A 26,998-nucleotide genomic window follows, 5' to 3' on the forward strand; every position below is an offset into this window, starting at 1 on the left:
AACAACGATGCGCGTTCTGGAACGCAAGCGCGCGCGGGGCGCCGCGGCGCTCGGCGCGGCAGCCCTGCTGGCCGTCGGACTTGTGGGATGTTCGAGCGACGGCGACAGCAGCAGCGCGGAGAGCGGCACCGACTCCGCCGCGACGCGCACCTTCGAAGCGCAGAACGGCAGCATCGAGATCCCGGCCGACCCCCAGCGGATCGTGTCCTGCGGCTACGCAACCCTCCCGCTCATCCAGGCCGGCGCGAACCTCGCCGCCGTATGCGAGTGGAGCCGCGAGCTCGACAACATGGACGAGGAGACCCTGGCCGCCTACGAGGCGCTGCCGAAAGTCGCTCCCGACGGCGCCGTCTCGGAGCTCAACTACGAGGCAGTCACCGCCGCAGATCCCGACCTCATCATCATGGGCGTCCCGGCCCGCGTGCAGGAGCAGGTCGACGTGGCCAAGCTCGAGGCGCTCGCCCCGGTGGTCTTCGTCGGGCTCACGGTTCCGGGCGAGTGGCGCGAACTCGGTGAGCAGTACGCCGATGCCGCGAACGTCAGCGACTCCTACGGGGAGTTCAAGGAGGAGTACGAGGCTCGCGCTGCCGAGATCGCCGACAAGTACGCCGACTCGCTCGGGGGCCTGAAGTTCGCCGGCGTCTGCGGTGTGTGCGGTACCGAGCCCGGTGAGTTCTCCCGCGAATACGCCTCGTCGTACACCACCAATCTGTTCGACGACCTCGGACTCGACTTCTACGGGGAGCCGACCGATCCCGAGTCCGTCCATGCCGAGTACCTGTCGGTCGAGCAACTGCCCGAGAACCTCGGCGAGGCCGACGTGATCGTCTACGGCGTCGAGGCCGACGGTTCGCTGCCGCCCGAGCTGGAGGAGCTGTTCGCCTCCCCGCTGTGGCAGGATCTTCCCGCCGTGAAGGCCGGCAACCTCGTCGCCGTCAAGCACTCCAGTGCAGCGACCTACGAAACCGCTCTGCTGGCACTCGATTCCATCGATGCCGAGTTGGCGAAACTTCCGGCCAACCAGAACCAGGAGTAGTCGCTGCTGCGGGCCCGCCCCGCACCACCGACCGAACGGCCCCCGACGTCCCGGCGCGGGGGCCGTTCGTCGTCCGTGCCCGAAATGACCGTCTATACCGAAAGCGACAGATGACCCGTTCCACTGCGCTCGAAGACATCGTTCCGCTCTCGCCGCTGCAACAGGGCCTGCTCTACCTGAGTACCGTTGCGGCGCCGACCGGCTCGACATCCGACGACACGGCTGCGGCCGATCCCGACGCCTACACGGTGCAATCGGTGGTGCGACTCTCTGGGGCGGTCGACGAGGAGCGGATGGCGGCCTCCGCGCAGGCGCTGCTCGACCGTCATCCGGCGCTGCGCACGTGCTTCCGTCCCCGTAAGGACGGCCGTACGGCGGGTCTCGTCGTGTCGGGTGTGGAGAATCCCTGGCGCAGCGAGGATCTGTCCGGTCTCGAACGCGCCGAGGCGGAACGTCGGCTCCTGAGGATCGTCGAGGACGACCTGCACGACTGGTTCGACCTGACGCAACCGCCGCTCGTTCGCTGGACCTTCGTGCGGTTCGGCGCCGACGAGGTGCGCCTGCTGCTCACCGCCCACCACATCGTCGTCGACGGCTGGTCGTCCCCGATCCTCGTGCGCGAGCTGCTCGAGATCTACGCCGCCGGGGGATCGGCGTCGGGCCTGCCGTCCGTGCGCCCCTACCGCGACTACCTCGCGTGGCTCGGGCGCCAGGACCACGAGGCCGCCCGGTCGCTGTGGCAGGAGGCGCTCGACGGTGTGAGCGAGCCGTCGCTCGTGGCACCGCCGGGAGCGACCCGCTCGTCGGAACGCTGCGGCGAACTCGAGGTTCCGGTCCCCGACGGGCTCGGCGCGAAGCTCGCGGAGCTCACCCGCGCGAGCGGCGTCACGCTCAACACGGTGCTGCAGACCGCGTGGGCGATGCTCCTGTCCGGTCTGCTCGGCCGCGACGACATCGTCTTCGGCGCGACGGTCTCGGGCCGCCCTCCGGAACTCGTCGGCGTGGAATCGATGGTCGGGCTGTTCATCAACACCGTTCCGGTGCGGGTGCGGCTCGATCCCGCCGCGACCGTCACCGAACTGTTGCGACGCGTACAGCTCGAGCAGTCGCGCACCGTCGATCACCAGTACCTGGGCCTGTCCGAGGTGCAGCGCGCCGTCGGGATCGGTGAACTGTTCGACACCCTCACCGTCTTCGAGAGTTATCCCGTCGACCGCGACGCCCTCGAGCGAGCGCAACGCGCCGGGGGAGTGACGATCACCGGCGTCGACGGACGCGACGCCACCAACTATCCGCTGGTCCTCACGGCCGGCATGTCCGATCGGCTCGTCGTCAAGCTCGACCACCGCCCGTCGCTGATCGACGCGGCCGAGGCCGCCGCCCTGGGCGCCCGCCTCGTCGCGATCCTCGAGGCCCTGTGTGCCCGGCCCGATGCGCCTGTCGCCGACCTCGACGTCCTGCCGTCCTCGGAACGGGGGCGTGTACTGGGCACCTGGTCCACCGCACCCGCCGCACCGTCGAGCGGCACCGTCGCCGACCTGCTCGCGCACCGGTTCACCACCGGCACCGACCGACCCGCAGTGGTGTGCGGTGAGCAGGAATCGTCGTTCGGTGAACTCGGCGCGGCCTCGGCGCGACTGGCGAGGCTGCTCGTCGACCGCGGCGTGCGACCCGACGACCGGGTCGGTCTCGCGCTTTCCCGGACCGGCGCCATGGTCGACGCGATCGTTGCCGTCCTCACCGCCGGAGGCGCCTACCTGCCGCTCGACCCGTCCTATCCCGCCGACCGGTTGAAGCACATGATCACCGATGCCGCACCGCGTCTGGTGATCACCACCGAAGCCGTGCGCGCGGGTCTCGGTGAGGTGCTCGACGGGGTCGACGTGCTGGTCCTCGACGACCCGGATGTCGAGTCCACACTGTCGGCGCTGTCGTCGGCTCCGCTCACGGACGCGGACCGGCGCGCTCCGCTCCGCCCGGATCATCTGGCCTACGTCGTCTACACCTCCGGCTCCACGGGTCTGCCGAAGGGCGTGGCCGTCACGCACGCCAATCTCGCCGACCTGCACGCCGCACAGGCCGCCGGGCCCATGCACGCCGCCGGTCGTGCGCCGCGCGACGGGCAGTGGCACGTCCTGCTCACCTACCCGTTCGCCTTCGACTCGGCGGTCGCCGCGCTCACCTGGCTCTTCGAAGGCCATGTGCTGCATGTGCTTCCCGACGACAACCGTGCCGACGTCGACCGCATCGTCGACTACGTGCGCACCCACGGCATCGACTACGTCGACACCGTGCCCGTGCTCATGAACCGCCTGCTCGACGCCGGTCTCCTCGAACCGGGTGGGCACGTTCCCGCGATCGTCACCGTGGGCGGCGAAGCGGTGAGCACCGCGCTGTGGCAGCGACTCGCCGCGAGCGACGTGGTGGCGACGAACTGCTACGGACCCACCGAATGCACCGTCGACGCGACTTCCGCGCACATCGCGGGGGACACCGTGACGATCGGCGGTCCCACTCCCGGGACGAGCGTGCGGGTCCTGGACCACTGGCTGCGTCCCGTGCCCATCGGAGTGGCCGGTGAACTGTACGTCTCCGGAAACGGTGTCACCCGTGGATATCTCGGCCGCCACGACCTGACCGCAGCACGCTTCGTCGCCGATCCCTACGGGGTCGCGGGTGCCCGCATGTACCGCACGGGTGATGTCGTGCGCTGGACGGACGACGGCACACTCGGATACGTCGGCCGCGACGACGACCAGGTCAAGATCCGCGGATTCCGAGTGGAACCCGGCGAGATCGAGACCGCGCTCACCGCGCATCCGGCCGTGCGGAACGCCGTGGTGGTCGCACACACCGACCACCGGGGGACCACCCGCCTCGTCGGGTACATCGTCGGCGACGGACCCGACACCGCTGAGGTGCGGGCCGCGCTCGCCGACCGGTTGCCCGACTACATGGTCCCGGCGGTGCTCGTCGCTCTTCCCGTCCTTCCGATCACGGCCAACGGCAAGGTCGACCGGACGGCGTTGCCCGAACCGGACTTCTCGTCCCTGGCGGGTGCCGGCGAACCGCGCACCGAGACCGAGCGGACGCTGTGCGCCACCGTCGCCGATGTCCTCGGCCTCGACCGCGTGGGTGTCCACGACGACTTCTTCACCCTCGGGGGCGATTCGATCGTCTCCATCCAACTCGTGTCGCGTCTACGCGCGGCCGGCCTGCGCGTGACCGCCCGTCAGGTCTTCGAACTGCGCACCGCAGCCGCACTCGCCGCAGCGTGCGAGGCACCCGCCGAGGAACCCCGGCGAGCCCGGACGGCGGCGACCGGCCCGGTGCCCGTCACGCCGATCGTGCACGAATCCCTCGCGTCCGGATCGTTCGACTCGCTGCGCCGATTCACCCAGTCCCGGACGCTCGTCGCCCCCGTCGGCCTGCGAGAGACGGATCTGGTCACGGGTGTGCGGGCACTGCTCGCGGCCCACCCCATGCTGCGCTCGCGGTTCACCGTCGGCGACTCGGGACCGTCGGGGCGTACTCGTCGCGGTGCGACATGGATCGTGCCCGAGGACATTCCGGAGGCCGCGACGCTCGTCCGGCGAGTGGATCACTCGACCACGGAACAAATTTCGTGGAACGACCTCATCGCTGAAGCGTCGGCGGAGGCTGTCGACGCACTCGACCCCGAAGCCGGGGTGATGCTCCGCGTGGTTTTCCTCGACCCGGGACCGCAGCAGGCCGGACGGATCGTCGTCGTCGCGCACCACCTCGTCGTCGACGGCGTGTCGTGGCGGATCCTGGTGCCCGACCTCGCCGGTGCCGTCTCCGCGGCCACCCGCGGGGAGACGCCAGCGCCGGAGGACACCGGGACGTCCTTCCGGGAGTGGGCGGAATCGCTCGTCGAAGCGGCCTCGTCCGAGCGGATCACCGGATCGTGGCCGCTCTGGGAATCCGCCCTCGCCGCCGAGAGTACGCCCGCGGTGGGAAGCCGCGCCCTGGACCCGCAGCGCGACATCGTGTCGACCTCGGCGTCCGTCGAGATCGACGTACCGGTCGACGTCACCGAACGCATCCTCACCACGGTGCCGTCCGCCCTCGGTATCGGCACCGGCGATGTGCTGCTCGCGGCCCTCGCACTCGCCGTCACCGACGTCTGCGGCGGATCCGCTCTGCGAGTGCATCTCGAGGGTCACGGACGCGAGGAACAGATCGTGCCTGGTGCCGACCTGTCGCGTACCGTCGGATGGTTCACCTCCCTGTACCCCGTGACGGTCGAACTCGGCGGAGACCGTGCACTCGACGGCGGTGCTCCGCTCCGGGCTGTCGCCCACGCGACCGAATCGCTGAAACGCATTCCCGACAACGGAATCTCCTTCGGTCTCCTGCGTTTCCTCGGCGACGACCGCGACCGCTTCGATGGCTACCGGACCCCGGAGGTGATGTTCAACTACCTCGGCCGGATGACCCTCGGCGATACCGCCGACTCCGCGTGGTCGGCCGCACCCGAGGCGGCCGCGCTCGGTGGTTCCGTCGATCCGGCCATGCCCCTCGACCACGTCCTCGACGTCAACGCGATCACGGAGGACGGACCGGACGGACCCGCTCTCTCGGCGGTGTTCACCTACGCCACCGGTGCTCTCGACGCCGATCGGGCCCGCCGGATCGGGCAGCGCTGGCTCGCGGCACTGCACCTTCTCACCGACACGGTCTCCGGCGGTGCCGTGGGCGTCCCCGTGCCGTCGGTGCTCACGGCGTCCGGGTTGTCCGTCGACGAGGTGCTCGCACTGCACGCCGAGAATCCGGAGGGCATAGAGGACGTCGTGCCGCTGACACCCCTGCAGCGCGGCATGTACTTCCTGGCCGGACTGGACGAGCCGTCGGGATCGGGCAGTGTCGCCGAGGGTGTCGATGTCTACACGATGCAGACCGACCTCGCCCTCGACGGCCGCGTCGACGCCGGCACGATGCAGCGCTCGGTGCGTGCACTCATCGACCGGCACGCCGTTCTGCGCACCGGCTATCGACTCGGCGCAGCGGGCGAACCGATCGGCGTCGTCCGTCGCGCCGCCGAACCGCACTGGGAGGTCGTCGATCTCGGGACCGTCGAGCCCGGCGAACTCGACACGCGGGTGGCGGAACTGCTCGCCGCCGACCGCACCCGCAGATTCGATCTCGCGGCCGCACCCCTGGTGCGCTTCACGCTGGTGGTCGCGGGACCGACGCGTGCGCGACTGCTGTTCACGATGCACCACCTCGTCTCCGACGGTTGGTCCACCCCGCTGCTCGTGCAGGAACTCCTGCAGATCTACGCCGCCGGGGGTTCCGCCGCCGGACTCGCGCCGGTCGTGCCGTTCTCCGACTACCTCGACTGGCTCGGCGAACAGGACGTCGCGGCCGGTGTCGAAGTGTGGCGCGAGTTGCTCGACGGCGTGGACGAACCCACCCTCGTCACACCGTCCGGTACGGCGCTGCGACCGCAGTTTCCCGCCGAACTGACGGTCGCCGTGCCCGACGGGCTGTCGCGGCGGCTCGTCGAAGCGAGCCGCGCACAGGGCGTCACGGTCAACGGACTCGTGCAGACCGCCTGGGGCCTTCTCGTCGGGTCGCTCACCGGCAGAACCGATGTCGTCTTCGGTGCGATCGTCTCCGGGCGCGTCCCCGACGTGCCGGGCGTGGAATCGATGATCGGCCTGTTCATCAACACCGTCCCGGTACGCGTCCGCACGCAGGCGGGGGAGTCGATCACCGATCTCGTCACTCGCACGCACGGCACCCAGAACCGCGTGATGGACCACCAGTACGTCGGTCTCGCCGACATCCAGCGTGCCGTCGGAATCGGCGAACTGTTCGATACCCTCCTCGTCTTCGAGAACTACCCCGTCGACCGCGACGCCCTCGACGCGGCGCAACGGGACGGCGGCGTGCGGGTCGGATCGGTCGGGGGTTCGGACGCCACGAACTTCCCGCTCGTGCTGGTCGCGGGACTGGAGGACGAACTGCACCTCGGCCTCGAGTACCGGACCGATCTGTTCACCGAGGACGACGCCACCGCACTGGGGGAGCGCCTCGTCCGCATCCTCGACCAGCTCGTCGCCGAGAACCCCGGCACCGTGGCGCAACTCGATGTGCTCACGACCGCCGAGCGGGCAGGTCTGCGCAGCGACCGGTCGACGACCCCCGCGGCCCCGTCGAGCGGAGCGGCGACCGTCGCCGATCTCCTGGCGCGGCAGATCGCCCGCACCCCGCACGCACCTGCGGTGGTCGCCGACGGCACGACACTGTCGTTCGCGGAACTGGGCGGGCGCTCCGCGCGACTCGCGCGGCTCCTCGTCGACGCCGGAGTCGGACCGGAGACGGTCGTGGGACTCGCGCTGCCGCGGTCCGAGCACATGGTCGTCGCGATCGCGGCGGCGATCTCGTCGGGTGGCGTGTACATGCCGATGGACCCGTCCTATCCGCAGGATCGACTGGCGCACATGGTGTCCGACTCTCGACCACAGGTGATCGTCACGGTCGCCTCGGTTCTCGACGGTATCGTCCCCATCGCAGGCGACACGAGGATCGTGGTGCTCGACGACCCCGACCTGCAACTCGGCGAATTCTCCACCGCCCCACTGACGGATGCCGACCGCCGCGGTGCGCTGCGCCCGCACAACGGCGTGTACGTCATCTACACCTCCGGTTCGACCGGACTGCCGAAGGGTGTCGCGGTCACGCACGCGAACCTGCTCAACCTGTTCGAGAGCCACCGCGCGGATCTCTACGTCCCGACCGTAGCGGCGTCCGGACGCGATTCCGTCGGCGTCGGGCACGCGTGGTCGTTCGGTTTCGACGCCTCGTGGCAGCCGACCCTGTGGCTGCTCGACGGACACACGGTGCACGTCTTCGACGAGGACACCATGCGTGATCCCGAACGGATGGTCGCATACACGCTCGAGCACGAACTCGACTTCCTCGAGGTCACCCCGTCCTTCCTCGACCGCATGCTCGCTGCCGGACTGTACGAGAGCGGACACCGCCCCGCCTCCGTCGGATTCGGTGGCGAGGCAGTCAATCCGGCGTCGTGGCAGCGACTGCGGGAGCTGACCGACGGGCGCGCCTTCAACCTCTACGGACCGACCGAATGCACCGTGGACTCTCTCATCGGGGCCGTCACCGACGCCGACACACCGTGCCTCGGCCGGGCCGTGCACGGCGCCGGCGCGTACGTCCTCGACGCGATGCTCCGGCCCGTCCCGATGGGTGTGGTCGGCGAACTGTACGTCTCCGGTGCCGGTGTCGCCCGCGGATATCTCGGCCGACCCGACCTCACGACGGTGCGGTTCGTGCCGAATCCTTTCGCCGACGACGGCACCCGTATGTACCGCACCGGCGACCTCGTCCGGCGGGTGCGTGGTGCCGACGGCCGGCCCGTGCTCGAATTCCTCGGCCGCGGCGACGATCAGGTCAAGATCCGCGGCTTCCGGGTCGAACTCGGTGAGGTGGAGGCCGCGCTGACCGCGGTGCGCGGGGTGCGGGACGCGGTCGTGGACGCGCACACCGACAGTCGTGGAGTGACGCGTCCGGTCGGCTACGTGACCCCGGACGGTGCCGTCGATCCGGCGGTCGTCCGTGCCGCCGTTGCCGAGCGTCTGCCCGACTACATGGTGCCCGCCGTGGTGCTCGTACTCGACGCCTTCCCCGTCACTGCCAACGGCAAGGTCGACCGGAAGGCGTTGCCCGAGCCGGACTTCTCGTCGCTGGTCGGGGCGCGTGCACCGCGTACCGACACCGAGCGGGTCCTGGCGGGACTCGTCGCGGACGTGCTCGGACTCGAACGGGTGGGGATCGACGACGATTTCTTCTCCCTCGGTGGCGACTCGATCGTTTCGATCCAGCTCGTGTCGAAGGTCCGGGCGGCCGGGCTGTGGATCACCACGCGTCAGGTGATCGAACTGCGCACCGTCGAGGCACTCGCGGCCGCGATCGACAGTGGCGGCGGACAGACCCGTCCGGCAGCCGTCGGCGACGTGGCAGGCGAGGTGACCGTCACGCCGATCGTGTGGGACACCCTCGATCAGTGGACGGGGTTGTCCCGGTTCTCGCAGGCGCGACTGCTCGTCGCGCCGGTCGGGCTCACGCTCGACACCCTGCGTACCGCGGTCGAGGCACTCGTGGCCGCCCATCCGATGCTGCGCTCGACCTTCCGTGTCGACGACGAAGGCCGACCGTCGTGGACGGTCCCCGAGACCGTTCCCGACCTCACCGCAGCCGTGCGGCACGTCGACGCCACGGGCCGGGACTGGGACGAGTTGTTCGACGAGGAGCGTGAGAACGCGTACGCCGCACTCGATCCCGAGAACGGGACGATGGTGCAGATCGTGTGGTTCGACTTCGGGCCGCAGCAGGCCGGACGCGTCCTGATCGTCGTGAACCACCTCGTGGTGGACGGCGTGTCGTGGCGGATCCTCGTCCCCGACCTCGCCGACGCCGTCGAACAGGCCGAGCGCGGGGAGACGGTGACCCTGTCGTCGAGCGGCACACCCTTCCGGGTGTGGGCGGACGAACTCGCGAAAGCGGCACGCTCGGAGCGGATCACCACGTCGTGGTCGGCCTGGCAGCGTGCCGTCGACGCCGACGAACCGATGCTCGGTTCGCGCCCGCTCGACCCGGCACGCGACACCGTCCTCTCGACCCGGTCGACCCGCGTGCAACTGTCCGTCGACGTCACCGAGCGGGTCCTGGCCGCGGACGTCGTCGACGACATCCTGCTCTCGGCCCTCGCCGTCGCGGTGGCGTCGGTCCGGGGTGGCGACCAGGTCCGCATCGACCTCGAGGGACACGGCCGGGAGGAGCAGGTGGTCCCCGGTGCCGACCTGTCGCGCACGGTCGGCTGGTTCACGTCGATGTATCCGGTGACGGTGGATCTGGCGGAGGTCGACATGGCGTCCGCGTCCCGGGACACCGACGCCGCGGGCGCGGTGCTGCGTGCGGTGGCCCGCGCGTCGCGGGAACGACCCGACAACGGCATCGGCTTCGGCCTGCTGCGTCGACTGAACCCGGACTTCGGCGACCGCTTCGCCCGGTACGTGCCGCCGGCCGTCGTCTTCAACTACCTCGGTCGGCTCACGCTCGGCGAGGCGTCGGGCAGCCCGTGGTCGGGTGCACCGGGCGCCGCTGCGATCGGGGGTTCGGTGGATCCGGACATGCCGCTCGACCACGTCCTGCAGGTGGACGCGATCACCGAGGACACCCCGGACGGCGCGGTTCTGGAATGCGAGTTCGCCGCCGCAGCGGACGTGGTCGACGCGGACACGCTCGCCGAGATCGCGCGGGTCTGGCAGGACACGGTGCAGGTCGTCGTCGCCGCAAGAGAACTCACCGGCACCGCTCAGTAGGGCACAGCACGCCTGCACACATCGAAAGAAGGAGAACATCATGCTCGATCGCACTACCGTCCTCGCCGACACCGCCCGGATCCTGGACATCGACGTCGACGAACTCGACCCCTCGGTGAGCCTCGTCGACCAGGGACTCGACTCCGTCCGGCTGATGGCCCTCGTGGAACAGTGGCGTAGCGCCGGCGTCGAGGTCGACTTCGTGGACCTCGCCTCCGCCCCCGACCTCGAGCAGTGGATCGCGCTGCTCACCCGCGGATGAGCGGGTGATCGTGGCCGTCTTCGAGAAGCTCTTCATCGACCTCGACCCGCTGCGGACCAGCCGCGAGTTCCGGTACCTGTTCACCGCACGCGTCGTGTCGCTGTTCGGTCTCGGTTTCCTCATCGTGGCCGTGCCCGTGCAGGTGTACCAGCTCACCGGCTCGACGGCGCAGGTCGCCGCCGTCTCCGCGGTGATCGGTGTGACCACCTTCGGGGCCACCTTCGCGGGCGGGGTGCTCGCCGACCGGTACGACCGGCGGAACGTCATCGCCCTCGCCCGCGGCACCGCGGGCGTCGCCTTCGCGCTGCTGGCGATCAACGCGTTCCTGCCCGAACCGCAGATGTGGGCGATCTACGTGCTCGCCGTCGTCGACGGCATCGCGGGCGGGATCTCGTCGACCGCGCTCATGGCGGTAACCCCCAGCCTGATCCCGCGCGACAAGCTCGCCGCGGCCGGCGCGCTCATGGCGCTGACCGCCGACCTCGGTTCCATGATCGGCCCGGCGCTCGGCGGTGTCGTCATCGCCGCCGGTGGTGTGGGTGTGGCCTACGCGCTCGCGGCGTTCACCACGGCGATCACCACCTTCTGCATCACCCGCCTGCCGTCGCTGCCGCCGACGCACGTGGCGGAGGAATCACCGCTGAAGTCGGTGGTGTCGGGTTTCCGGTACGCGGCACACAACCGCGTGGTGGGGCAGGTGCTGATCGTCGGATTCCTCGCGATGCTGCTGTCCGGCTGGGCCGTGCTGATCCCGGAGTTCGCCGACGAGGTGCTCGGCGTCGGACCGTCGGTGGTCGGCCTGCTCTACACCGCACCCGCCGTCGGAGCCGTGGTCGGCTCGCTGACCAGCGGCTGGACCGGCTCGATCCGCCGGTACGGGCTGGTGGTGTACCTGCTCATGGCGGTCTCCGCCGCCGGTCTGGTGGGTGCCGGCGCGACCGGCGTCCTCGCCGTCGTGCTGCTCGGTCTGGCCGCGCACGGTTTCGGCGACTCGCTCGCGGACGTCGTGCGGTACGCGACCGTCCAGCGCAACACCTCCGACGAGTACCGCGGACGGATCGCGGCCGTGTGGGGCGCGCAGGTGACGGCCGGTACCTCCGTCGGCGCGGTCGCGGCGGGCGTCGTGGCCTCGCTGGTGCCGATCTCGATGGCCCTGACCATCTACGGCGTGGCCGGTGTGGTGATCATCGCGATCATGTTCGTTGCGACCCCGACGCTGCGGCGGTTCGAGGACACGGGCGATCTCGAAGCTGTGGGCTGACCTGCGGGTCGACGAGCGGGGCCGGGGCGATCCCCGGCCCCGCCTTCGCGTCGATCAGCGCTTTCGCGTCATACCCGTCCGTCGCGCGCCCAGGCCTCCACGGCCGAATACCCTTCGCTGACGCCCTGGGTGTAAGCGACGAGCGCGCCGTACAACCGGGATCCCTCGGTGGCGAGCTCGATGGTGCCCACCCAGTCGGCAGCGCGTGCCATGACGTGCGCGCAGATGTCCTGCCGGTCGCGTGTCGCGGACGACACGATCCGGAACGCCTCGTCGGCGATCCGGAAGGTCTCGGCGACACCGCGCCAGAAGTACTCCGCGTCCATGGCAGAGCGCAGCGACTCGTAATCCGTCGTGTCCTGCATCGCCGTAGCGTGTGCCAGTCGCTGCAGAGCATGCTCCGCAGCTCCGACGGGGAAGTACGTCACGTCGTCGATGGTGTCCTTGCCGCCGCTTGTCGTTCTCACCGCAGAGATGGTGCCCGATCTCGAGCGAATACGAAACAGCTCGTAGGTAACGGTATAGGCACGCGGCGTGTCGCCTACCCGGCCGCCGCCGGACGGTTCGGGATCAGGCACACGCACGACACCAGCAGCACGGCGCAGACCAGAACGGCGACGAACACCGGCGCCACCGAGTCCGCCAACTGCGCCGCACCGGGAGTTCCGGTGACGGTCTCGTCCGCCGCTGCGCCCCCGAGGGCTGCATTGGCCAGCGCACCGAACACCGCCACGCCCACCGCGCTGCCGATCGCACGTGCGAAGGCGTTCGCGCCCGTGACGACGCCCCGCTCGGACCAGTCGACGCTGGACTGCGCCGCGATCAGCGCGGGACTGGCGATCAACCCCATCCCGAGTCCCACGAGCACGCAGCAGAGCGCCACCTCCCCGGGAGCCGAATCCACCCCGACCTGCGTCAACAGCGCCGCGCCGCACAACAGCGGCACCGCACCCACCAGACCGGTGTTGCGAAAACCGATCCGCAGATAGAGCCGGCCCGACTGCGCCGCCGCGATCGGCCAGCCGATCGTCATCGTCGCCAGCGTGAAGCCCGCGACGAGCGCCGTGGTCCCCAGCGCGCCCTGCACGAACGACGGAACGTACGAGGTCAGGCCCAGCACGACCGCGCCCACCAGGCACGACACCGCGCTGGTGGTGACCAGCACACGTCGCGTAAACAGCCGGATCGGCAGAATCGGCTCGGCGGCGCGGGACTCGATCCACACGAACACCGCGATCAGGGCTGCACCGGCGGCGAAGATGCCGATCCCGGTCGCCGACGTCCACGCCCATGACTGCCCGCCCTCGAGCAGGCCGAGGATCAGCAGGGCGGCGCCTACCGCGAGTGTCGCCGCGCCGGCCCAGTCCACGCGCGGTCGCGGTCCCGACGGCGTGTCCTCGCGGAAGTTGCGGACGAGCACCCACGCCGCGAGGGCACACAACGGCAGGTTGATCCAGAAGATCCACCGCCACGACAGGAAGTCTGCGAAGACACCGCCCACGGCCGGGCCGATCACCGCCGACATGCCCCACACACTGGCGAGATAGCCCTGCGCCTTGGCGCGCTCGGCGACCGTGTAGATGTCCCCGGCGATCGTCTGTGCCATCGGCAGCACCGCACCGGCGCCGAGTCCCTGCACCGCGCGGAACGCGATCAGCGCCGGCATGCTCCACGCCACCGCGCACAGCACCGAACCCGCCGCGAACACCCCGATCCCGAACAACAACAGCGGAGTGCGGCCGAAGACGTCGGAGAGTTTGCCGTAGACCGGGACGAGCACCGCCTGCGTGAGCAGATAGGCGGAGAACAACCACGGGAACTGCGTGAAGCCGCCCAGGTCCGCGACGATCGTCGGGATCGCGGTCGCCAGGATGGTGCTCTCGAGCGCCACGAGGGAGGTGGCGAGCATCAGAGCGATGAGGATCGGGCCCCGCTCGGACCCGAACCCGACGTCCACTCGCGACGATGTGGCCATGCCACTCCTGTTCCCACTCATACGTTCGTTGTTCCACCCGGCGGTGAACGAGTGGGATATCCGCCACGGGGTGCGGTACGCCCACTCGATGAGCACTAGGGTGTCAGCGTGCGTCCTTCACTCGAGTCCTACCAACACCTCGCCGGCGGCAAGGTGCGTGATCTGTACGTGATCGACGACGAGCACCTGCTCCTCGTCGCCAGTGACCGGATCTCGGCCTACGATCACGTGCTCGAGACCCCGATCCCCGACAAGGGACGGGTCCTCACTGCGATGAGCGTGTTCTTCTTCAAGCTGCTCGACGCCACCAACAACCACCTCGCGGGAGAACCCGACGACGAGCGTATCCCCGAGGAGGTCCTCGGCCGCGCACTCGTGGTCAAGCGCCTCGAGATGGTGCCCGTCGAGTGCGTCGCCCGAGGCTTCCTCACCGGCTCCGGCCTGCTCGACTACCAAGCCACGGGCTCCGTCTGCGGTGTCACCCTGCCCCAGGGGCTCGTCGAGGCCAGCAGACTGCCCGAACCGATCTTCACCCCGGCCAGCAAGGCTGCGCTCGGCGACCACGACGAGAACATCTCCTTCGACGACGTCGTCGAGAAGGTCGGTCTGAACCTGGCGATGAAGCTGCGCCAGGACACGCTCGATATCTACGACCGCGCCGCCATGTACGCGTCGGACCGCGGCATCCTGCTCGCCGACACCAAGTTGGAGTTCGGTCTCGACAAGGCCGGCAATCTGGTGCTCGCCGACGAGGTCCTCACCCCGGATTCGTCCCGCTACTGGGACGCGAACGAGTACGAGGAGGGCAAGGTTCAGCCCAGCTTCGACAAGCAGATCGTCCGGAACTGGCTCACCGGACCCGAGTCGGGCTGGGACCGCGCCTCCGACACCCCGCCCCCGCCGCTGCCGCAGCACGTCGTCGACAAGACGCGAGCTCGCTACATCGAGGCGTACGAACGTATTTCGGGACTGTCCTTCGACGATTGGATCGGCTGACCGCATATGACCTCCTCGAAGATCACTCCGCCGGTCGCGAAGAAGGTGCCGCTCGAGCGCACCCATCACGGGCACACCTTCGTCGACGACTACGAATGGCTGCGCGACAAGAACGACCCCGAGGTCGTCGCGTACCTGGAAGCGGAGAACTCGTACACCGAGGCGCAGACGGAACATCTCGCTCCGCTGCGTGAGGCGATCTTCGAGGAGATCAGGTCGCGCACCCAGGAGACCGACATGTCGGTCCCCACCCGGATGGGTGACTGGTGGTACTACGCCCGCACCGTCGAGGGCAAGCAGTACGCGATCCAGTGCCGGTGCCCGATCGCCGACGCCGACGACTGGACACCGCCCGACGTCACGCCTGGTGTGGAACTCCCCGGCGAGCAGGTGCTCCTCGACGGCAACGTCGAGTCGGAAGGGCACGAGTTCTTCTCGCTCGGGGCGTTCTCGATCAGCCACGACGGCACGCTGCTCGCGTACTCGACCGACGTCGTGGGCGACGAGCGCTACACCCTGCGCATCAAGGACCTCACCACCGGTGAGATGCGGGCGGACGAGATCCCCGGCACCGCACCGGGAGCGACGTGGGCGCTCGACCACAGCCACGTCTTCTACCAGACGGTCGACGAGTCGTGGCGGCCCGACACCGTCTGGCGGCACAAGCTCGGCACCTCCGTCGACGAGGACGTGAAGGTTTTCCACGAACCCGACGAGCGGTACTGGGTGTCGATCGGTTCGACCCGCAGCGAGAAGTACCTCATGATCTGGGTCGGCTCGAAGATCACCACCGAGGGATGGGTGCTCGAATCCGAGAACCCCACAGGCGAATTCCGTGTGATCCTGCCGCGCCGCGAAGGTGTCGAGTACGGTGCCGAGCACGCCGTGATCGCCGGTGAGGACCGCTTCCTGATCCTGCACAACGACGTCGACCCCGAGACGGGGAAGAAGGCCGAGAACTTCGTCCTCGCCGAGGCTCCCGTCGACGACCCGTCCGCGCTGCGCACCCTGATCGAGCACCGGCACGACGTGCGCCTCGAAGACGTCGACGCGTTCGAGGGACACCTCGTGCTCGGCTACCGCCGCGAAGCCCTCACCCGACTCGCGGTGTGGCCGTTGACCGACGAGGGTTACGGCAAGCTCACCGAACTCGAGTTCGACGAGGAACTCTTCGCCGTCGGACCGGGCGCGAACCCCGAATGGACCCAGCCCACACTGCGTCTGGGCTACACGTCGTTCATCACCCCGAGCCGGGTCTACGACTACACCGTGAGCACCGGTGAGCTGAAGCTGCTCAAGTCGCAGCCGGTGCTCGGCGAGTTCGACCCGACGCTCTACGAGCAGCGCCGCGAGTGGGCGACCGCCGAGGACGGCACGAAGATCCCGCTGTCGATCGTCGCGCGCAAGGGCACCCCCGAGAACGCGCCCACGCTGCTGTACGGCTACGGCTCGTACGAAGCGAGCATCGACCCGGCCTTCTCCGTCGCACGCCTGTCGCTGCTCGACCGGGGCATGGTCTTCGCGGTCGCGCACGTGCGCGGCGGCGGCGAGATGGGCCGGCACTGGTACGAGAACGGCAAGTCGCTGACGAAGAAGAACACCTTCACCGACTTCGTGGCGTGCGCGCGGCACCTGATCGACGCCGGCGTCACGAGCCCGGAGAAGCTGGTCGCCGACGGCGGCAGTGCCGGTGGCCTGCTCATGGGTGCGGTCGCGAACATCGCACCCGAGCTGTTCGCGGGCATCCTCGCGAACGTCCCGTTCGTCGACCCGCTCACGTCGATCCTCGATCCGTCCTTGCCGCTCACGGTGATCGAATGGGACGAGTGGGGCAACCCGCTCGAGAACCCAGAGGTGTACGAGTACATGCGCTCGTACAGCCCCTACGAGAACGTCGAGGCCAAGGATTACCCGGCGATCCTCGCGATCACCAGCATCAACGACACGCGCGTGCTCTACGTCGAACCCGCCAAGTGGGTCGCCAAGCTGCGCGCGACGAAGACCGGCGATGCGCCGTTGCTGCTCAAGACGGAGATGAGCGCGGGACACGGCGGTGTGTCGGGCCGGTACGAGAAGTGGCGCGAGGTCGCGTTCGAGTTCGCGTGGGTGCTCGAGACGTCGGGCGCCTGCCGCGCGGAGACCTCTGCGGGCTGAGCTCGGTATCCGCTCGCGTTCTCGCTATTCGCCGCAGCAATTCGGTAGTTGTCAACCTGTCTGAGACAGGTGGTGGATGTTGATCCCTGTAGACCCGGGCAGTTCCGGCGCACGAGGCGCACGCCGGAACCGCTCGGGAAACTCCGCTGCATACTCATCGAGCATCTGCTGACGCAACCGCCGAACCGCAACAGCAGAACCGTCGAACACCGACGCCGGAGTATGCCGACCGAGCCCACTGTGCCGATGCTCGGTGGCATACCGATGCAGAAAACCCGCGGTCCACTCCCTGGCATGATCGATCGAATCGAACACCGGCGGGCAGGTCAGGTCGTACTTGACGGTCTTGAACAACGACTCCGAAAACGGATTGTCGTCACTGACCCGAGGACGGGAAAACGACGCGATCACCCCCCGCTCCTCGAGCAGATCGAGCAACACCGTCGACCGCATCGACGCCCCGTTGTCCGCATGCAACACTGACGGGCACCCGTGCTCGGCGATCGCCTCGGTGAACAACTTCACCGCACGCTCGCCGCTCTCATGGAACTCGATGCACCACGCGACCGGATACCGCGAGAACACATCGATCACCAGATACAACAGGTACCGGTCCTTCTTCCCGGGCCCCTTCAACTCGGTGATGTCCCACGACCACAGATCCCCGACCGCCCCGGCCCCGACCACCGGCCGGGCCCGGACAGGGCCGCCGCCCCCGCCGCCGCGGCGGCCACGCCGGTCCCCGACCAAGCTCGCCGCGCCGGCGACCCGATAGAACGTCCGCTCACTGCACGCCAGAACCCCTGCATCGAATGCACGCCAATAAACCTGAGCCACAGACAAATCCGCGTACTCGCCGGAGCACAGCACATCGCAGATCGTGTCACGTTCGCTCTCGCTGAGCGCGGCCGGCTGCCGACGCTTCGCCTGCGGCAGCGGGTCCCCGGCCGGCCGGTAATGCGTATAGCCGCGACTGTGCCGGTAGTAACTGGCCCGAGGCAGTCCGAGCAGGGTGCAGGCCCGGGTCACCGGCATCGCCGCGTCCTGGTGCAATGTGGTGACCGTGGCGGTCAGGACAGCCTGTACCCCTCGAGCCATTGTTCGTACTCGGCCACGCTCATCAGCGCCGGTGGGATCGCAGGTGTCTCCGGCGCCGAGCTCTTGGTCACGTGCTCCAAGAGCTCGAATGCTTTTCCCAGGATCTGCTGGGCAGCTTCGGCCTGCTCGACCTTCTGACGCAGTTGCTGGTTTTCCTTGCGCAGCTGTGCCAGCTCCGCGCGCTCACGACTGTCCATGCGTCTACCCGGTTTCTCTGCGGCCGCCCTCATCGATGCGGTCCATTCTCCGCGGTCCCGGGCGGCGATCCAACGGTGGACCGTTCCGTAGGCGAGGTTGTTTTCACGCAGCAGTTTGGCACGGCTGCCGCGTTCGATGGCCGCGTCCCATTGCCGGAGGAACTCCGAGCGGTAGGCCATCGAGAACGAACGCATGCCTGTCGGTGTTCGGCCGACTTCGACGTCGATCATGATGCTTCCGTTTCCCCGCGTCCGTCCCTGAATGTGTCTCACGACCATCCTGGCAACCAACGAATTGCCGACGCGAATGACGAACTGTGTAGCGGATGCACGACCGCTCATCTGCGCAGTTCGTACCGGACCTGGGGCCGGCCGGCGCGGCCGTACTCGGTGATGCGGGTCGCGGCTCCGTCGTCGGCGAGCCGTTCGAGGTAACGCCACGCCGTCACGCGTGAGACCCCCACGGCCGATCCGACTTCCGCAGCGGTTCGCGGCCCGTCGGCGTGATGAAGGAAATCGGTGATCTTCGACAGCGTGTCGGGGGAGATGCCCTTGGGTGTGGACGGACGGGAACTGCTCGTGCGCAGAGCCGACATGGCGCGATCGATATCGTGCTGGCCCGCCGCGGTCTCGGCGTCGCGCAACGCCGAGCGGTAGGCCACGTACTGTTCGAGCTTGTCCTGCAGTGCCGCGAAGGTGAACGGCTTGAGCAGATACAGCACCACACCCCGCGCGACCGCCGTCCGCACGACCTCCAGATCGCGGTTCGACGTGACGGCGATGATGTCGGGACTCGGACGACCGGCGCTCAGGCGTGCAGCCACTTCGAGGCCGCTCGTGTCGGGGAGCCCGATGTCGAGCAGCACCAGATCCACCGGTGTGCCCACCCGCGCAGCCGACGCGACCGCCCGCACGGCGTCGCTACCCGTGTGCGCGACACCTACCACCTCGAATCCGTCCACCCTCCCGACGTATTCGCGGTGGGCCTCGGCGATGAGCGGTTCGTCCTCGACGACGAGCACCCGGATCACGACCGGCTCTCCAAGGGGATCACGGCGACGATCATCGAACCCAGCGACGGTTCGGTGCGCAGAGTTCCCCCGTGACGCGCCACGACCTGGGCGACGAGTGCGAGTCCGAGGCCGCGCTGCTCGGACTTGGTGGAGTAGCCGCGCTGCATGGCCTGGGCCAGCACCTCCGGCGACATCCCCGGCCCGCTGTCGGCGACCTCGACGATCATCGACGAATCGTCCCGACGCACAGTCACCTCCACCCATGGGTCGTCCGACGCATGGGAGGCGTCGATGGCGTTGTCGATGAGATTCCCGACGAGGGTGACGATATCGCGCGCCGGGATGGACGGAACCGGGCCCAGTTCCGTGTCGTCGGTGACGGTCAGTTCCACACCTCGCTCGGCCGCCTCGTCGATCTTGCCGAGCAGCAACGCCGACAGCGCCGGCTCGTGGATGGCACTTGTCAACCTGTCGATCAGGTGCTGGGAGACCGCCAGTTCCTGCGTCGCGAACGCGACCGCGTCCTCCGTCCGGCCGAGTTCGACCATCGTGACGATGGTGTGCAGACGGTTCGCCGACTCGTGGGCCTGCGCCCGCAGCGACTCGGCGAATCCGCGGACCGAGTCGAGTTCACCGAGGACACCGCGCAACTCGGTGTGGTCGCGGAGGGTGACGACGGTGCCGATGCGGCGCTCGTTCCAGTTCACCGCGTCGCTGTTGACGACGAGGGTGCGGTCGCGCGTCAGGTGCACCTCGTCGCGTGCCTCGCCGGTGGTTGCGAGTTCGCGCAGTGTCTCGGGCAGGGCGTCGAAGGGGACCGGCCCGGTCGGGGGAAGGCCGAGCAGGCGGCGTGCCTCGTCGTTGACGACGTCGACCTGCGGTGAGGCGCCGGGTGCTCCACCGAACACCAGCAGCCCTTCGCCGATCGAGTGCAGGACGGCGTCGTGGTGTTCGTACATGCGCCGCAGCTGGTCGGGATCGAGCCCGAGGGTCTGACGGCGCAGGCGCCGCGCGATCAGGTATCCGCCCGCCGCGGTGACCACGAGCCCGGCCGCCACCAGGCCGACGATGCCCGGAAGGCTCCGCACGAAGTTCTCGGCGATCCTCTCCCGTGTCACCCCGACCGACACGAATCCGACGAGCGTGCCGTCGTCGTAGACCGGCGCGATGGTGCGGATCGACGATCCGAGGCTGCCCGTGTACGTCTCGGTGAACGGCGTGCCCGAACGGGCCTCATCGGTGTGGCCCGTGTACGGCAACCCGATCTGCTCCGGCACCGGATGTGTCACGCGGATGCCCTCGGGGTCCACGACGACGACGAAGTCCACCCCTGTCGCCTCGCGGATCTGCTCGGCGCGGGGCTGGAGCGCTGCGGTCGGATCGGGGGAGAGCAACCCGTCCGCGACCTCCGGGAAGAGCGCGGCTGTCACTGCGATATCCGTCACGGTGCGGCGCGTGGCCTCGTCGGCGTCGCGGCGTTCGTCGACGACGATGAGCGCACCCGCCACGATCGCTATCACCGTGAACACCACCAGCTGGAGGATGAGCAGCTGGCCCGCCACGCTCATCGGCGGTCTCGCCTGGCGACGGTTCACCGTTCACCTCCCGTGAACACTATGTACACAAACTTCTCCCGCGGCGACCCGGCCACCACCATGTCCTTATGTGGACGTGATGCCGGTCACCACCCGGGCGCGGAGCGGCCCCTACCAGGGTCCCGTAGTACCCGACCGAACCACGGTCGATTCCCGAGTCCTCGCCGGTGCGTCACCGCATCCCGTTATCCGTGAACATCGCGCGACGAGCCCGCGCATGATCGAAGGGCACTCCATGAGCACCACAACCGTGCGGGGCGAGAAACGCCGCGACCGTACCCACTGGCTGTACATCGGCGTCATCATCGCCGTCGTCGCCGGTATCGCCGTCGGATGGCTGGCCCCCGAGACGGGCAAGTCGCTCGGTGTCCTCGGCACCATGTTCGTCGACCTGATCAAGATGATGATCAGCCCGGTGATCTTCTGCACCATCGTGCTCGGCATCGGGTCGGTCCGGGCAGCGGCGAGCGTCGGCCGGATCGGTGGACTCGCGCTGATCTACTTCGTGGGCATGTCGACCGTGGCCCTCGCGATCGGCCTGGGTGTGGGCAACCTGCTCGACCCGGGTTCGGGGCTCACCCTCGATCCGGCCAACGCCGGATCGGGTGCCGAACTCGCCGAGAAGGCACACGCGGCCGGCGGCACCGTCGACTTCATCGCGTCGATCATCCCCACCTCCCTGCTCTCCGCACTCACTGCCGGCAGCGTCCTGCAGACCCTGTTCGTGGCGCTGCTCGTCGGCTTCGCCATCCAGGGCATCGGCAAGTCGGGTGAACCGATCCTCCGTGGCATCGGCCACCTGCAGAAGCTGGTCTTCCGCATCCTGACGATGATCCTGTGGCTCGCCCCGATCGGTGCCTTCGGCGCCATCGCCAACGTCGTCGGTCAGACCGGACTGAGCGCGGTCCTGCAGCTAGGTGTGCTGATGATCGCCTTCTACCTCACGTGCGTCGTGTTCGTCTTCGGCGTCCTCGGATCGCTGCTGCGGGCCGTCGCCGGTGTCTCGGTGTTCAAGCTCGTGAAGTACCTCGCCCGCGAGTACCTCCTCATCTTCGCGACGTCGTCGTCGGAGTCCGCGCTGCCGCGTCTGATCGCCAAGATGGAGCACCTCGGTGTCCAGCGCACCACCGTCGGCGTGGTCGTGCCCACCGGTTACTCGTTCAACCTGGACGGCACCGCGATCTACCTGACGATGGCCGCCCTGTTCGTGTCCGACGCGATGGGCAGTCCCCTGAACATGGGTGAGCAGATCTCGCTCCTGCTGTTCATGATCGTCGCCTCGAAGGGTGCGGCCGGGGTCACCGGTGCCGGTCTGGCGACGCTGGCCGGCGGTCTGCAGAGCCACCGCCCCGACCTGCTCGACGGTGTCGGCCTGATCGTCGGTGTCGACCGGTTCATGTCCGAGGCGCGTGCCGTCACCAACTTCTCCGGCAACGCCATCGCGACCCTGCTCATCGGCACGTGGACCAAGTCGGTGGACCGTGACCGCGTCGACGAGGTGCTCAGCGGACGGCTGCCGTTCGACGAAAGCATGATGGTCGACGATCACGAGCCCGCCCCCGAGCGCGAACCGGCGAACCTGGAGAAGGTCTCCGTCTGATCCGGCATCCGCTACGACAATGGCTGTCCGCTACGGAAATTTTCCGTAGCGGGCAGCTATTTCTGTAGCGACTACGCGCCGGCGGCGTTATCACGACATCCGCCGGCTCGAGGACCTCGACGAGGAGAAGGTCCGGAAGTGGGTGAGACAGGCCGCCGCGCTGCCGGGGGAGAAGATGTAGCACGCCGATGTTCGGGGGAGTGATCGGGCACACGATAGTTTGGATGCATGACCACGCCTCTCCAGGACATCCCGATCAACACCCTCTCGGGTGAACCCACGAATCTCGGCTCGTACGAGGGCCACGCGGTACTCGTCGTGAACGTCGCGTCCAAGTGCGGCCTGACCCCGCAGTACACGGCACTCGAGAAGCTCGCGCAGGAATACCGCGACCGCGGACTGTTCGTCGTGGGCGTGCCGTGCAACCAGTTCATGGGTCAGGAGCCCGGAACGCCGGAGGAGATCCAGGAGTTCTGCTCCGCCACCTACGGCGTGACCTTCCCGCTGCTCGAGAAGATCGAGGTCAACGGCGAGAATCGGCATCCGCTCTACGCCGAGCTCACCAAGCACCCGGATGCCTCCGGCGAGGCCGGCGACATCCAGTGGAACTTCGAGAAGTTCCTCATCGCTCCCGACGGCACGGTCGCCGCGCGCTTCCGTCCCCGCACGGAACCGGATGCGCCCGAGATCCTCGACGCCCTCGAAGAGATCCTGCCGGCCTGACATGTTCGGCACAGAAGCGCGGGACGCGCTGTACGACATCATCCGCATGCGTCGCGACGTCCGTGCAGAATTCAGCGGGGGACGGCTCGACGAGGACACGCTGATGCGCATCCTGCGGGCCGCCCATCACGCACCCAGTGTCGGCAACACCCAGCCCTGGGACTTCGTCGTCGTACAGGACGAACAGCGGCTGAAGGAGTTCGCCGAGCACGTCGCCGGTTGCCGGCAGGCGTTCGCCGACTCGCTCCCCGAGGACCGGAAGAGCACCTTCGACCCCATCAAGATCGAAGGCATCGTCGAATCGGGGACCGGCGTCGTCGTCACCTACGACCCCGAACGCGGCGGCAAGCACATCCTCGGCCGTCACACCATCGACGAATCCGGCCTGTTCTCGGCCGTGCTGGCGATCCAGAACCTGTGGCTCGCCGCGACCGCCGAGGGTCTCGGCGTGGGATGGGTGTCGTTCTACGAGGAGGACTTCCTCGCCGACTTCGTCGGAGTGAGCGCACCCGTGCGTCCCATCGCGTGGCTGTGTGTCGGCCCGGTCACGCGGCTCCAGGAGATACCCGACCTCGAACGGTTCGGCTGGCGCAAGGGGCGCCGGCTCGAGGAGGCCGTGCACCGCGACAGGTTCGCGGCGCCGGGTGACCGGGAAGCCTGATCCGACGGGTGGCGACCGGTTCGTGAGTGCGCGAGCCGGCCGCCACCCGCTGTTTCACAGATCGGTCGCCACCTGCCTGTTTTCAGAGTTCGGTCGCGACCTTCCAGGCACTGTGGATGGCGCCCTCGATGTAGTCGACCCGACCCGCGTCCCCGACGACGCGGACATCGATGTCCGAGCCGGCCAGTTCGTCGGCGAGCGGTGCTGCCGCCGACACACCGGACGCGACCACGACCATGCGGGCGCGTACCGATTTCGTCTCGCCATCCACGGTGAACTCCACCGTCTTCGGGGTGATGCGCTGAACCGTCGCACCACGATGCACCTCGAGGCCGACCTCGCGCGCGTGCTTGACGGCGGTCCACCGGCGCGGCATCGCCATCGGCACCCCGAGCTGCTTCCCCTCGGCGAGCAGCGTCACCCGGCTTCCCCGCTCGGCCATGAACTCCGCGAGTTCGAGCCCGACGAGCGACCCGCCGATCACGACGACGTCCTTCGCCATCGGCAGGAAACGCAGGAACCGCCGGCTCAGATCACGGATCCTCCGAGGGCTCGTGGTGATACCGGCGAGCCTGCCCACCCGGCCCATCACCCGCAGCACCTGGGACTGATCGGAGACGTCGCCCGCACCCGTCATGAGCGCACGCATGCTGTCGCCGGTGTGCACGTGCGGCAAGTCCCCGCCCGGCACGGTGGGACGTTCCCGCACGGCGCCCGTCGCGACGACCACCACGTCCGGCTCCAGGGCGCGGATCGATGCGGAGGTGGCCTCGGCGCCGAGCCGCACGTCGATGCCGAGGCGGGTGACCTCGGCCGTCAGCCATTTCAGCAGCCGCTCGTTGTCGGGGGTGGTGAGGGTCGAGAACCACAGGGTCCCGCCCAGCCGGTCGGTCTTGTCCAGGACGGTGACGCGGTGCCCGCGCTCGGTGGCGACCCGCGCAGTCTCGAGGCCGCCCGGCCCGGCACCCACCACGACGACGTGCTTCGGCGCCGCAGTGCGGACGAACGGCACGAGTGTCTCGTTGCCCAGCGCCGGATTGACCGCACAGATGGGCGTGGCATCCCAGAAGTTCTCCTGCACGCACACATAGCAGTTGATGCACGGGCGGATCTGCTCGCTGCGGCCCTGCTCGAGCTTGGCGACGAGCGCGGGATCGGCCAGCAACTGACGTCCCATCGCGACGAAGTCGGTGATGCCCTCGGCGATCATTCGCTCGCCGACCTCCGGCAGCATGCGGCCGACGGTGATGACGGGGATCGACACCGCACGCTTGATGACCGCCGCGTTGTGGGTGTAGTAGCCGACCTTGTCCGGCAACGGGCCGTCGGTGAAATTCGCGAACGCGTTCAGCGCGGTGCCAGTGACGTGGAGTGCATCGGCACCGGCCTGCTCGAACAGCACTGCGGCAGCAGCGGATTCCTCGACGGTCAGGCCGTCCGTCTCACCGTATTCCTGCCCTGCCAGCCGCACGATGACGGCGAGGCGGTCGCCGACCTCGGCCTTGACAGCGCGGATCACCTCGCAGGTCAGCCGGGCCCGGTTCTCCAGCGACCCGCCGTATCCGTCGGTGCGCTGGTTCGTGTAGCGGCTGAGGAAGGCGCCGAGCACGTAGTTGTGGGCGGCGTGGATCTCGACGGCGTCCGCTCCGGCGGCGGCGACCCGGCCCGCGGCCTCGGCGAACATCCGGATCAACCATTCGATGTCGCTCTCGGAGGCCTCGTTGTAGGTGGCCTGCGCGCCACCCTGGATCGATGCCATGCGCTGCAGTTCCGCGGGCGTGCAGTCGGCCATGGCGCTCATGTCGCTCGGCGGCTTCGGGATGCTCGGCACGAGCTGCGGCCGGCCCTGCAGGGTGTCGATACGGGCGACCTTGCCGTGGTGCACCATCTGCACGCACAGTTTGCTGCCGGCCTCGTGGACGGCGTCGGTCAGTGCGCGGAGGCCGGGGATGAACCGGTCCTCGGACAGGCCGGGTTCCTTCGTGCTGGTGCATCCCGCCGGATAGGCGACCGCGCAGCATCCGGTGACGATCAGCCCGGTGCCTCCGGCCGCGCGGGCGACGAAATGATCGATGTCGCCCTGCTCGATCTCCCCGTCCTCGCAGAGGTTCATGTCCATGGCGGGCATCACCACGCGGTTGTCCAGGGTGATCGGCCCGATGGTGCCGGGGGAGAGAAGGCGCGTATAGGTCTGGTTCGGGACTGCCACGCCCGGACGGTATGCCCGGCCCGGTGTGGCCGTCGACACTGTCCCGATGAACGGGATGCGGATCGCCGGCCCGAGTCTTCATCCGGACTTCCCGGTCGGGCAGGACGCCGTTCACCCGAGTGCAGCAGGCTCGGGGGCATGAGCGGACGGATGATCGTGTCGGTGTCGGGGATCCGGGACGTCACGCGCGACCTCGTGGACGCCTTCGCCCGTGAGACGGACGCGCGTGGAGTGCCGTTGTCGCTGTTCGTCGCACCCCGCCTGAAAGACCACTACCGCCTCGTGCGGGATCCGGCGACGCAGGAGTGGCTGCTCGAGCGACGCGAGGGCGGCGACGCGATCGTGCTGCACGGTTACGACCAGGCGGCGACGAAGCGACGTCGCGCCGAGTTCGCGACGCTGCCCGAGCACGAAGCACGGTTGCGCCTGCTCGCCGCCGACCGCGTGCTCGAGGAGACCGGACTGCGCACCCGGCTGTTCGCACCACCGCGATGGCGCGCGTCGCCGGGCGCAGTGACAGCACTTCCGCAGGTCGGTTTCCGGATGATGGCGGACAACGCGGGGATCCACGATCTGGTGGCGGGCACCGTGACGAAGACGCGGCTGTACGCGCTCGGTGACGGTGCGGGGTCGGACGTGTGGCGCTGCCGCGCGATGGTGATGGGCGCGTCGCGGACGGCGCGGCGCGGGGAGCTGCTGCGTCTGGCGATCGCCGCTCCCCGGCTCGCCGAGTCCGGACCCCGGCAGGCGATCCTCGATGCCGTCGACCTCGCGCTGCACCACGGTGCCGAACCGACCGTCCACGCCTGGCGGCCGCGTCCGTCGAACAGCCGCGTGGCGTGATCCC

At 68.9% G+C, this 26,998-nt stretch carries 17 protein-coding genes; 10 read left to right on the forward strand and 7 right to left on the reverse strand.

Going from position 1 to position 26,998, the window contains the following annotated elements; all coding sequences use genetic code 11:
- The first annotated feature begins 7 nt into the window (after positions 1-7).
- The 4 genes from BO226_RS24580 to entS all read left to right on the forward strand — a co-directional run bounded on the left by BO226_RS24580 (position 8) and on the right by entS (position 11,930).
- Positions 8-1,036 (forward strand): ABC transporter substrate-binding protein, encoded by a 1,029-nt coding sequence (locus BO226_RS24580; RefSeq protein WP_071936287.1) that lies wholly within the window; start codon positions 8-10, stop codon positions 1,034-1,036.
- Between the two features lie 110 nt (positions 1,037-1,146).
- On the forward strand, positions 1,147-10,407 hold the full coding sequence (locus BO226_RS24585; protein WP_071936288.1) for a non-ribosomal peptide synthetase: 9,261 nt from the start codon (positions 1,147-1,149) through the stop codon (positions 10,405-10,407).
- Positions 10,408-10,447: 40 nt separating this feature from the next.
- On the forward strand, positions 10,448-10,669 hold the full coding sequence (locus tag BO226_RS24590) for a phosphopantetheine-binding protein (protein ID WP_006551840.1): 222 nt from the start codon (positions 10,448-10,450) through the stop codon (positions 10,667-10,669).
- 10 nt (positions 10,670-10,679) lie between these two features.
- Positions 10,680-11,930, forward strand: coding sequence for an enterobactin transporter EntS (gene entS / locus BO226_RS24595; RefSeq protein ID WP_071936557.1), 1,251 nt, complete (start codon positions 10,680-10,682; stop codon positions 11,928-11,930).
- 68 nt (positions 11,931-11,998) lie between these two features.
- On the opposite strand, the gene BO226_RS24600 is transcribed toward entS, so the two are convergent.
- Together BO226_RS24600 and BO226_RS24605 are read right to left on the reverse strand one after the other, a co-directional pair.
- The gene (locus BO226_RS24600) at positions 11,999-12,397 is read right to left on the reverse strand and encodes a hypothetical protein (protein ID WP_006551838.1); all 399 of its coding nucleotides are present in this window, start codon (positions 12,395-12,397) and stop codon (positions 11,999-12,001) included.
- Between the two features lie 74 nt (positions 12,398-12,471).
- Positions 12,472-13,905, reverse strand: coding sequence for an MDR family MFS transporter (locus tag BO226_RS24605; RefSeq protein WP_071936558.1), 1,434 nt, complete (start codon positions 13,903-13,905; stop codon positions 12,472-12,474).
- A gap of 108 nt (positions 13,906-14,013) precedes the next feature.
- Here BO226_RS24605 and BO226_RS24610 point away from each other — a divergent pair, with 108 nt between their 5' ends.
- Both BO226_RS24610 and BO226_RS24615 read left to right on the forward strand, forming a co-directional pair.
- Positions 14,014-14,901, forward strand: coding sequence for a phosphoribosylaminoimidazolesuccinocarboxamide synthase (locus BO226_RS24610; RefSeq protein WP_006551836.1), 888 nt, complete (start codon positions 14,014-14,016; stop codon positions 14,899-14,901).
- 6 nt (positions 14,902-14,907) lie between these two features.
- A complete protein-coding gene (locus BO226_RS24615) occupies positions 14,908-17,055 on the forward strand; it encodes a S9 family peptidase (protein ID WP_064852806.1) in 2,148 nt (715 codons plus the stop codon).
- A 51-nt stretch (positions 17,056-17,106) separates the two neighbouring features.
- Here the strand turns inward: BO226_RS24615 and BO226_RS24620 are convergent, their stop codons facing one another.
- The 4 genes from BO226_RS24620 to BO226_RS24635 form a co-directional block, all read right to left on the reverse strand.
- Positions 17,107-18,153 (reverse strand): DDE-type integrase/transposase/recombinase, encoded by a 1,047-nt coding sequence (locus BO226_RS24620; RefSeq protein ID WP_071936289.1) that lies wholly within the window; start codon positions 18,151-18,153, stop codon positions 17,107-17,109.
- Complete coding sequence (locus tag BO226_RS24625; RefSeq protein WP_071936290.1) at positions 18,126-18,581, reverse strand: hypothetical protein; 456 nt, start codon at positions 18,579-18,581, stop codon at positions 18,126-18,128. The genes BO226_RS24620 and BO226_RS24625 overlap by 28 nt, the downstream gene beginning before the upstream one ends.
- Positions 18,582-18,688: 107 nt before the next feature.
- Positions 18,689-19,381 (reverse strand): response regulator, encoded by a 693-nt coding sequence (locus BO226_RS24630; RefSeq protein WP_006551834.1) that lies wholly within the window; start codon positions 19,379-19,381, stop codon positions 18,689-18,691.
- A complete protein-coding gene (locus tag BO226_RS24635) occupies positions 19,378-20,931 on the reverse strand; it encodes a sensor histidine kinase (protein WP_006551833.1) in 1,554 nt (517 codons plus the stop codon). Before BO226_RS24635 ends, BO226_RS24630 begins: the two co-directional genes overlap by 4 nt.
- A 262-nt stretch (positions 20,932-21,193) precedes the next feature.
- Between BO226_RS24635 and BO226_RS24640 the strand changes: the two genes are divergently transcribed.
- From BO226_RS24640 to bluB, 3 genes are all read left to right on the forward strand, one after another.
- Positions 21,194-22,558: a cation:dicarboxylate symporter family transporter gene (locus BO226_RS24640; protein WP_071936559.1), complete on the forward strand. Its 1,365-nt coding sequence runs from the start codon at positions 21,194-21,196 to the stop codon at positions 22,556-22,558.
- A 228-nt stretch (positions 22,559-22,786) separates the two neighbouring features.
- Positions 22,787-23,281 (forward strand): glutathione peroxidase, encoded by a 495-nt coding sequence (locus BO226_RS24650; protein WP_019290035.1) that lies wholly within the window; start codon positions 22,787-22,789, stop codon positions 23,279-23,281.
- Between the two features lies 1 nt (position 23,282).
- On the forward strand, positions 23,283-23,942 hold the full coding sequence (gene bluB, locus BO226_RS24655) for a 5,6-dimethylbenzimidazole synthase (protein ID WP_071936291.1): 660 nt from the start codon (positions 23,283-23,285) through the stop codon (positions 23,940-23,942).
- Between the two features lie 82 nt (positions 23,943-24,024).
- Here the strand turns inward: bluB and BO226_RS24660 are convergent, their stop codons facing one another.
- Positions 24,025-26,151, reverse strand: coding sequence for an oxidoreductase (locus BO226_RS24660; protein WP_071936292.1), 2,127 nt, complete (start codon positions 26,149-26,151; stop codon positions 24,025-24,027).
- Between the two features lie 138 nt (positions 26,152-26,289).
- On the opposite strand from BO226_RS24660, the gene BO226_RS24665 reads away from it, so the two are divergent.
- Positions 26,290-26,994 (forward strand): DUF2334 domain-containing protein, encoded by a 705-nt coding sequence (locus tag BO226_RS24665; RefSeq protein ID WP_024103003.1) that lies wholly within the window; start codon positions 26,290-26,292, stop codon positions 26,992-26,994.
- Positions 26,995-26,998: the final 4 nt, after the last annotated feature.

Source organism: Rhodococcus sp. 2G, from assembly GCF_001886355.1.
Lineage (GTDB): Bacteria > Actinomycetota > Actinomycetes > Mycobacteriales > Mycobacteriaceae > Rhodococcus > Rhodococcus pyridinivorans.

Excerpts from the sequence above, each read along its gene's own strand:
- BO226_RS24620 (WP_071936289.1), bottom strand. The coding sequence starts at position 18,153 with ATGGCTCGAGGGGTACAGGCTGTCCTGACCGCCACGGTCACCACATTG.
- BO226_RS24635 (WP_006551833.1), bottom strand. The coding sequence starts at position 20,931 with ATGAGCGTGGCGGGCCAGCTGCTCATCCTCCAGCTGGTGGTGTTCACG.
- BO226_RS24650 (WP_019290035.1), top strand. The coding sequence starts at position 22,787 with ATGACCACGCCTCTCCAGGACATCCCGATCAACACCCTCTCGGGTGAA.
- BO226_RS24580 (WP_071936287.1), top strand. The coding sequence starts at position 8 with ATGCGCGTTCTGGAACGCAAGCGCGCGCGGGGCGCCGCGGCGCTCGGC.
- BO226_RS24625 (WP_071936290.1), bottom strand. The coding sequence starts at position 18,581 with ATGATCGACGTCGAAGTCGGCCGAACACCGACAGGCATGCGTTCGTTC.
- BO226_RS24590 (WP_006551840.1), top strand. The coding sequence starts at position 10,448 with ATGCTCGATCGCACTACCGTCCTCGCCGACACCGCCCGGATCCTGGAC.
- BO226_RS24665 (WP_024103003.1), top strand. The coding sequence starts at position 26,290 with ATGAGCGGACGGATGATCGTGTCGGTGTCGGGGATCCGGGACGTCACG.
- BO226_RS24605 (WP_071936558.1), bottom strand. The coding sequence starts at position 13,905 with ATGGCCACATCGTCGCGAGTGGACGTCGGGTTCGGGTCCGAGCGGGGC.
- BO226_RS24640 (WP_071936559.1), top strand. The coding sequence starts at position 21,194 with ATGAGCACCACAACCGTGCGGGGCGAGAAACGCCGCGACCGTACCCAC.
- bluB (WP_071936291.1), top strand. The coding sequence starts at position 23,283 with ATGTTCGGCACAGAAGCGCGGGACGCGCTGTACGACATCATCCGCATG.
- BO226_RS24615 (WP_064852806.1), top strand. The coding sequence starts at position 14,908 with ATGACCTCCTCGAAGATCACTCCGCCGGTCGCGAAGAAGGTGCCGCTC.
- BO226_RS24585 (WP_071936288.1), top strand. The coding sequence starts at position 1,147 with ATGACCCGTTCCACTGCGCTCGAAGACATCGTTCCGCTCTCGCCGCTG.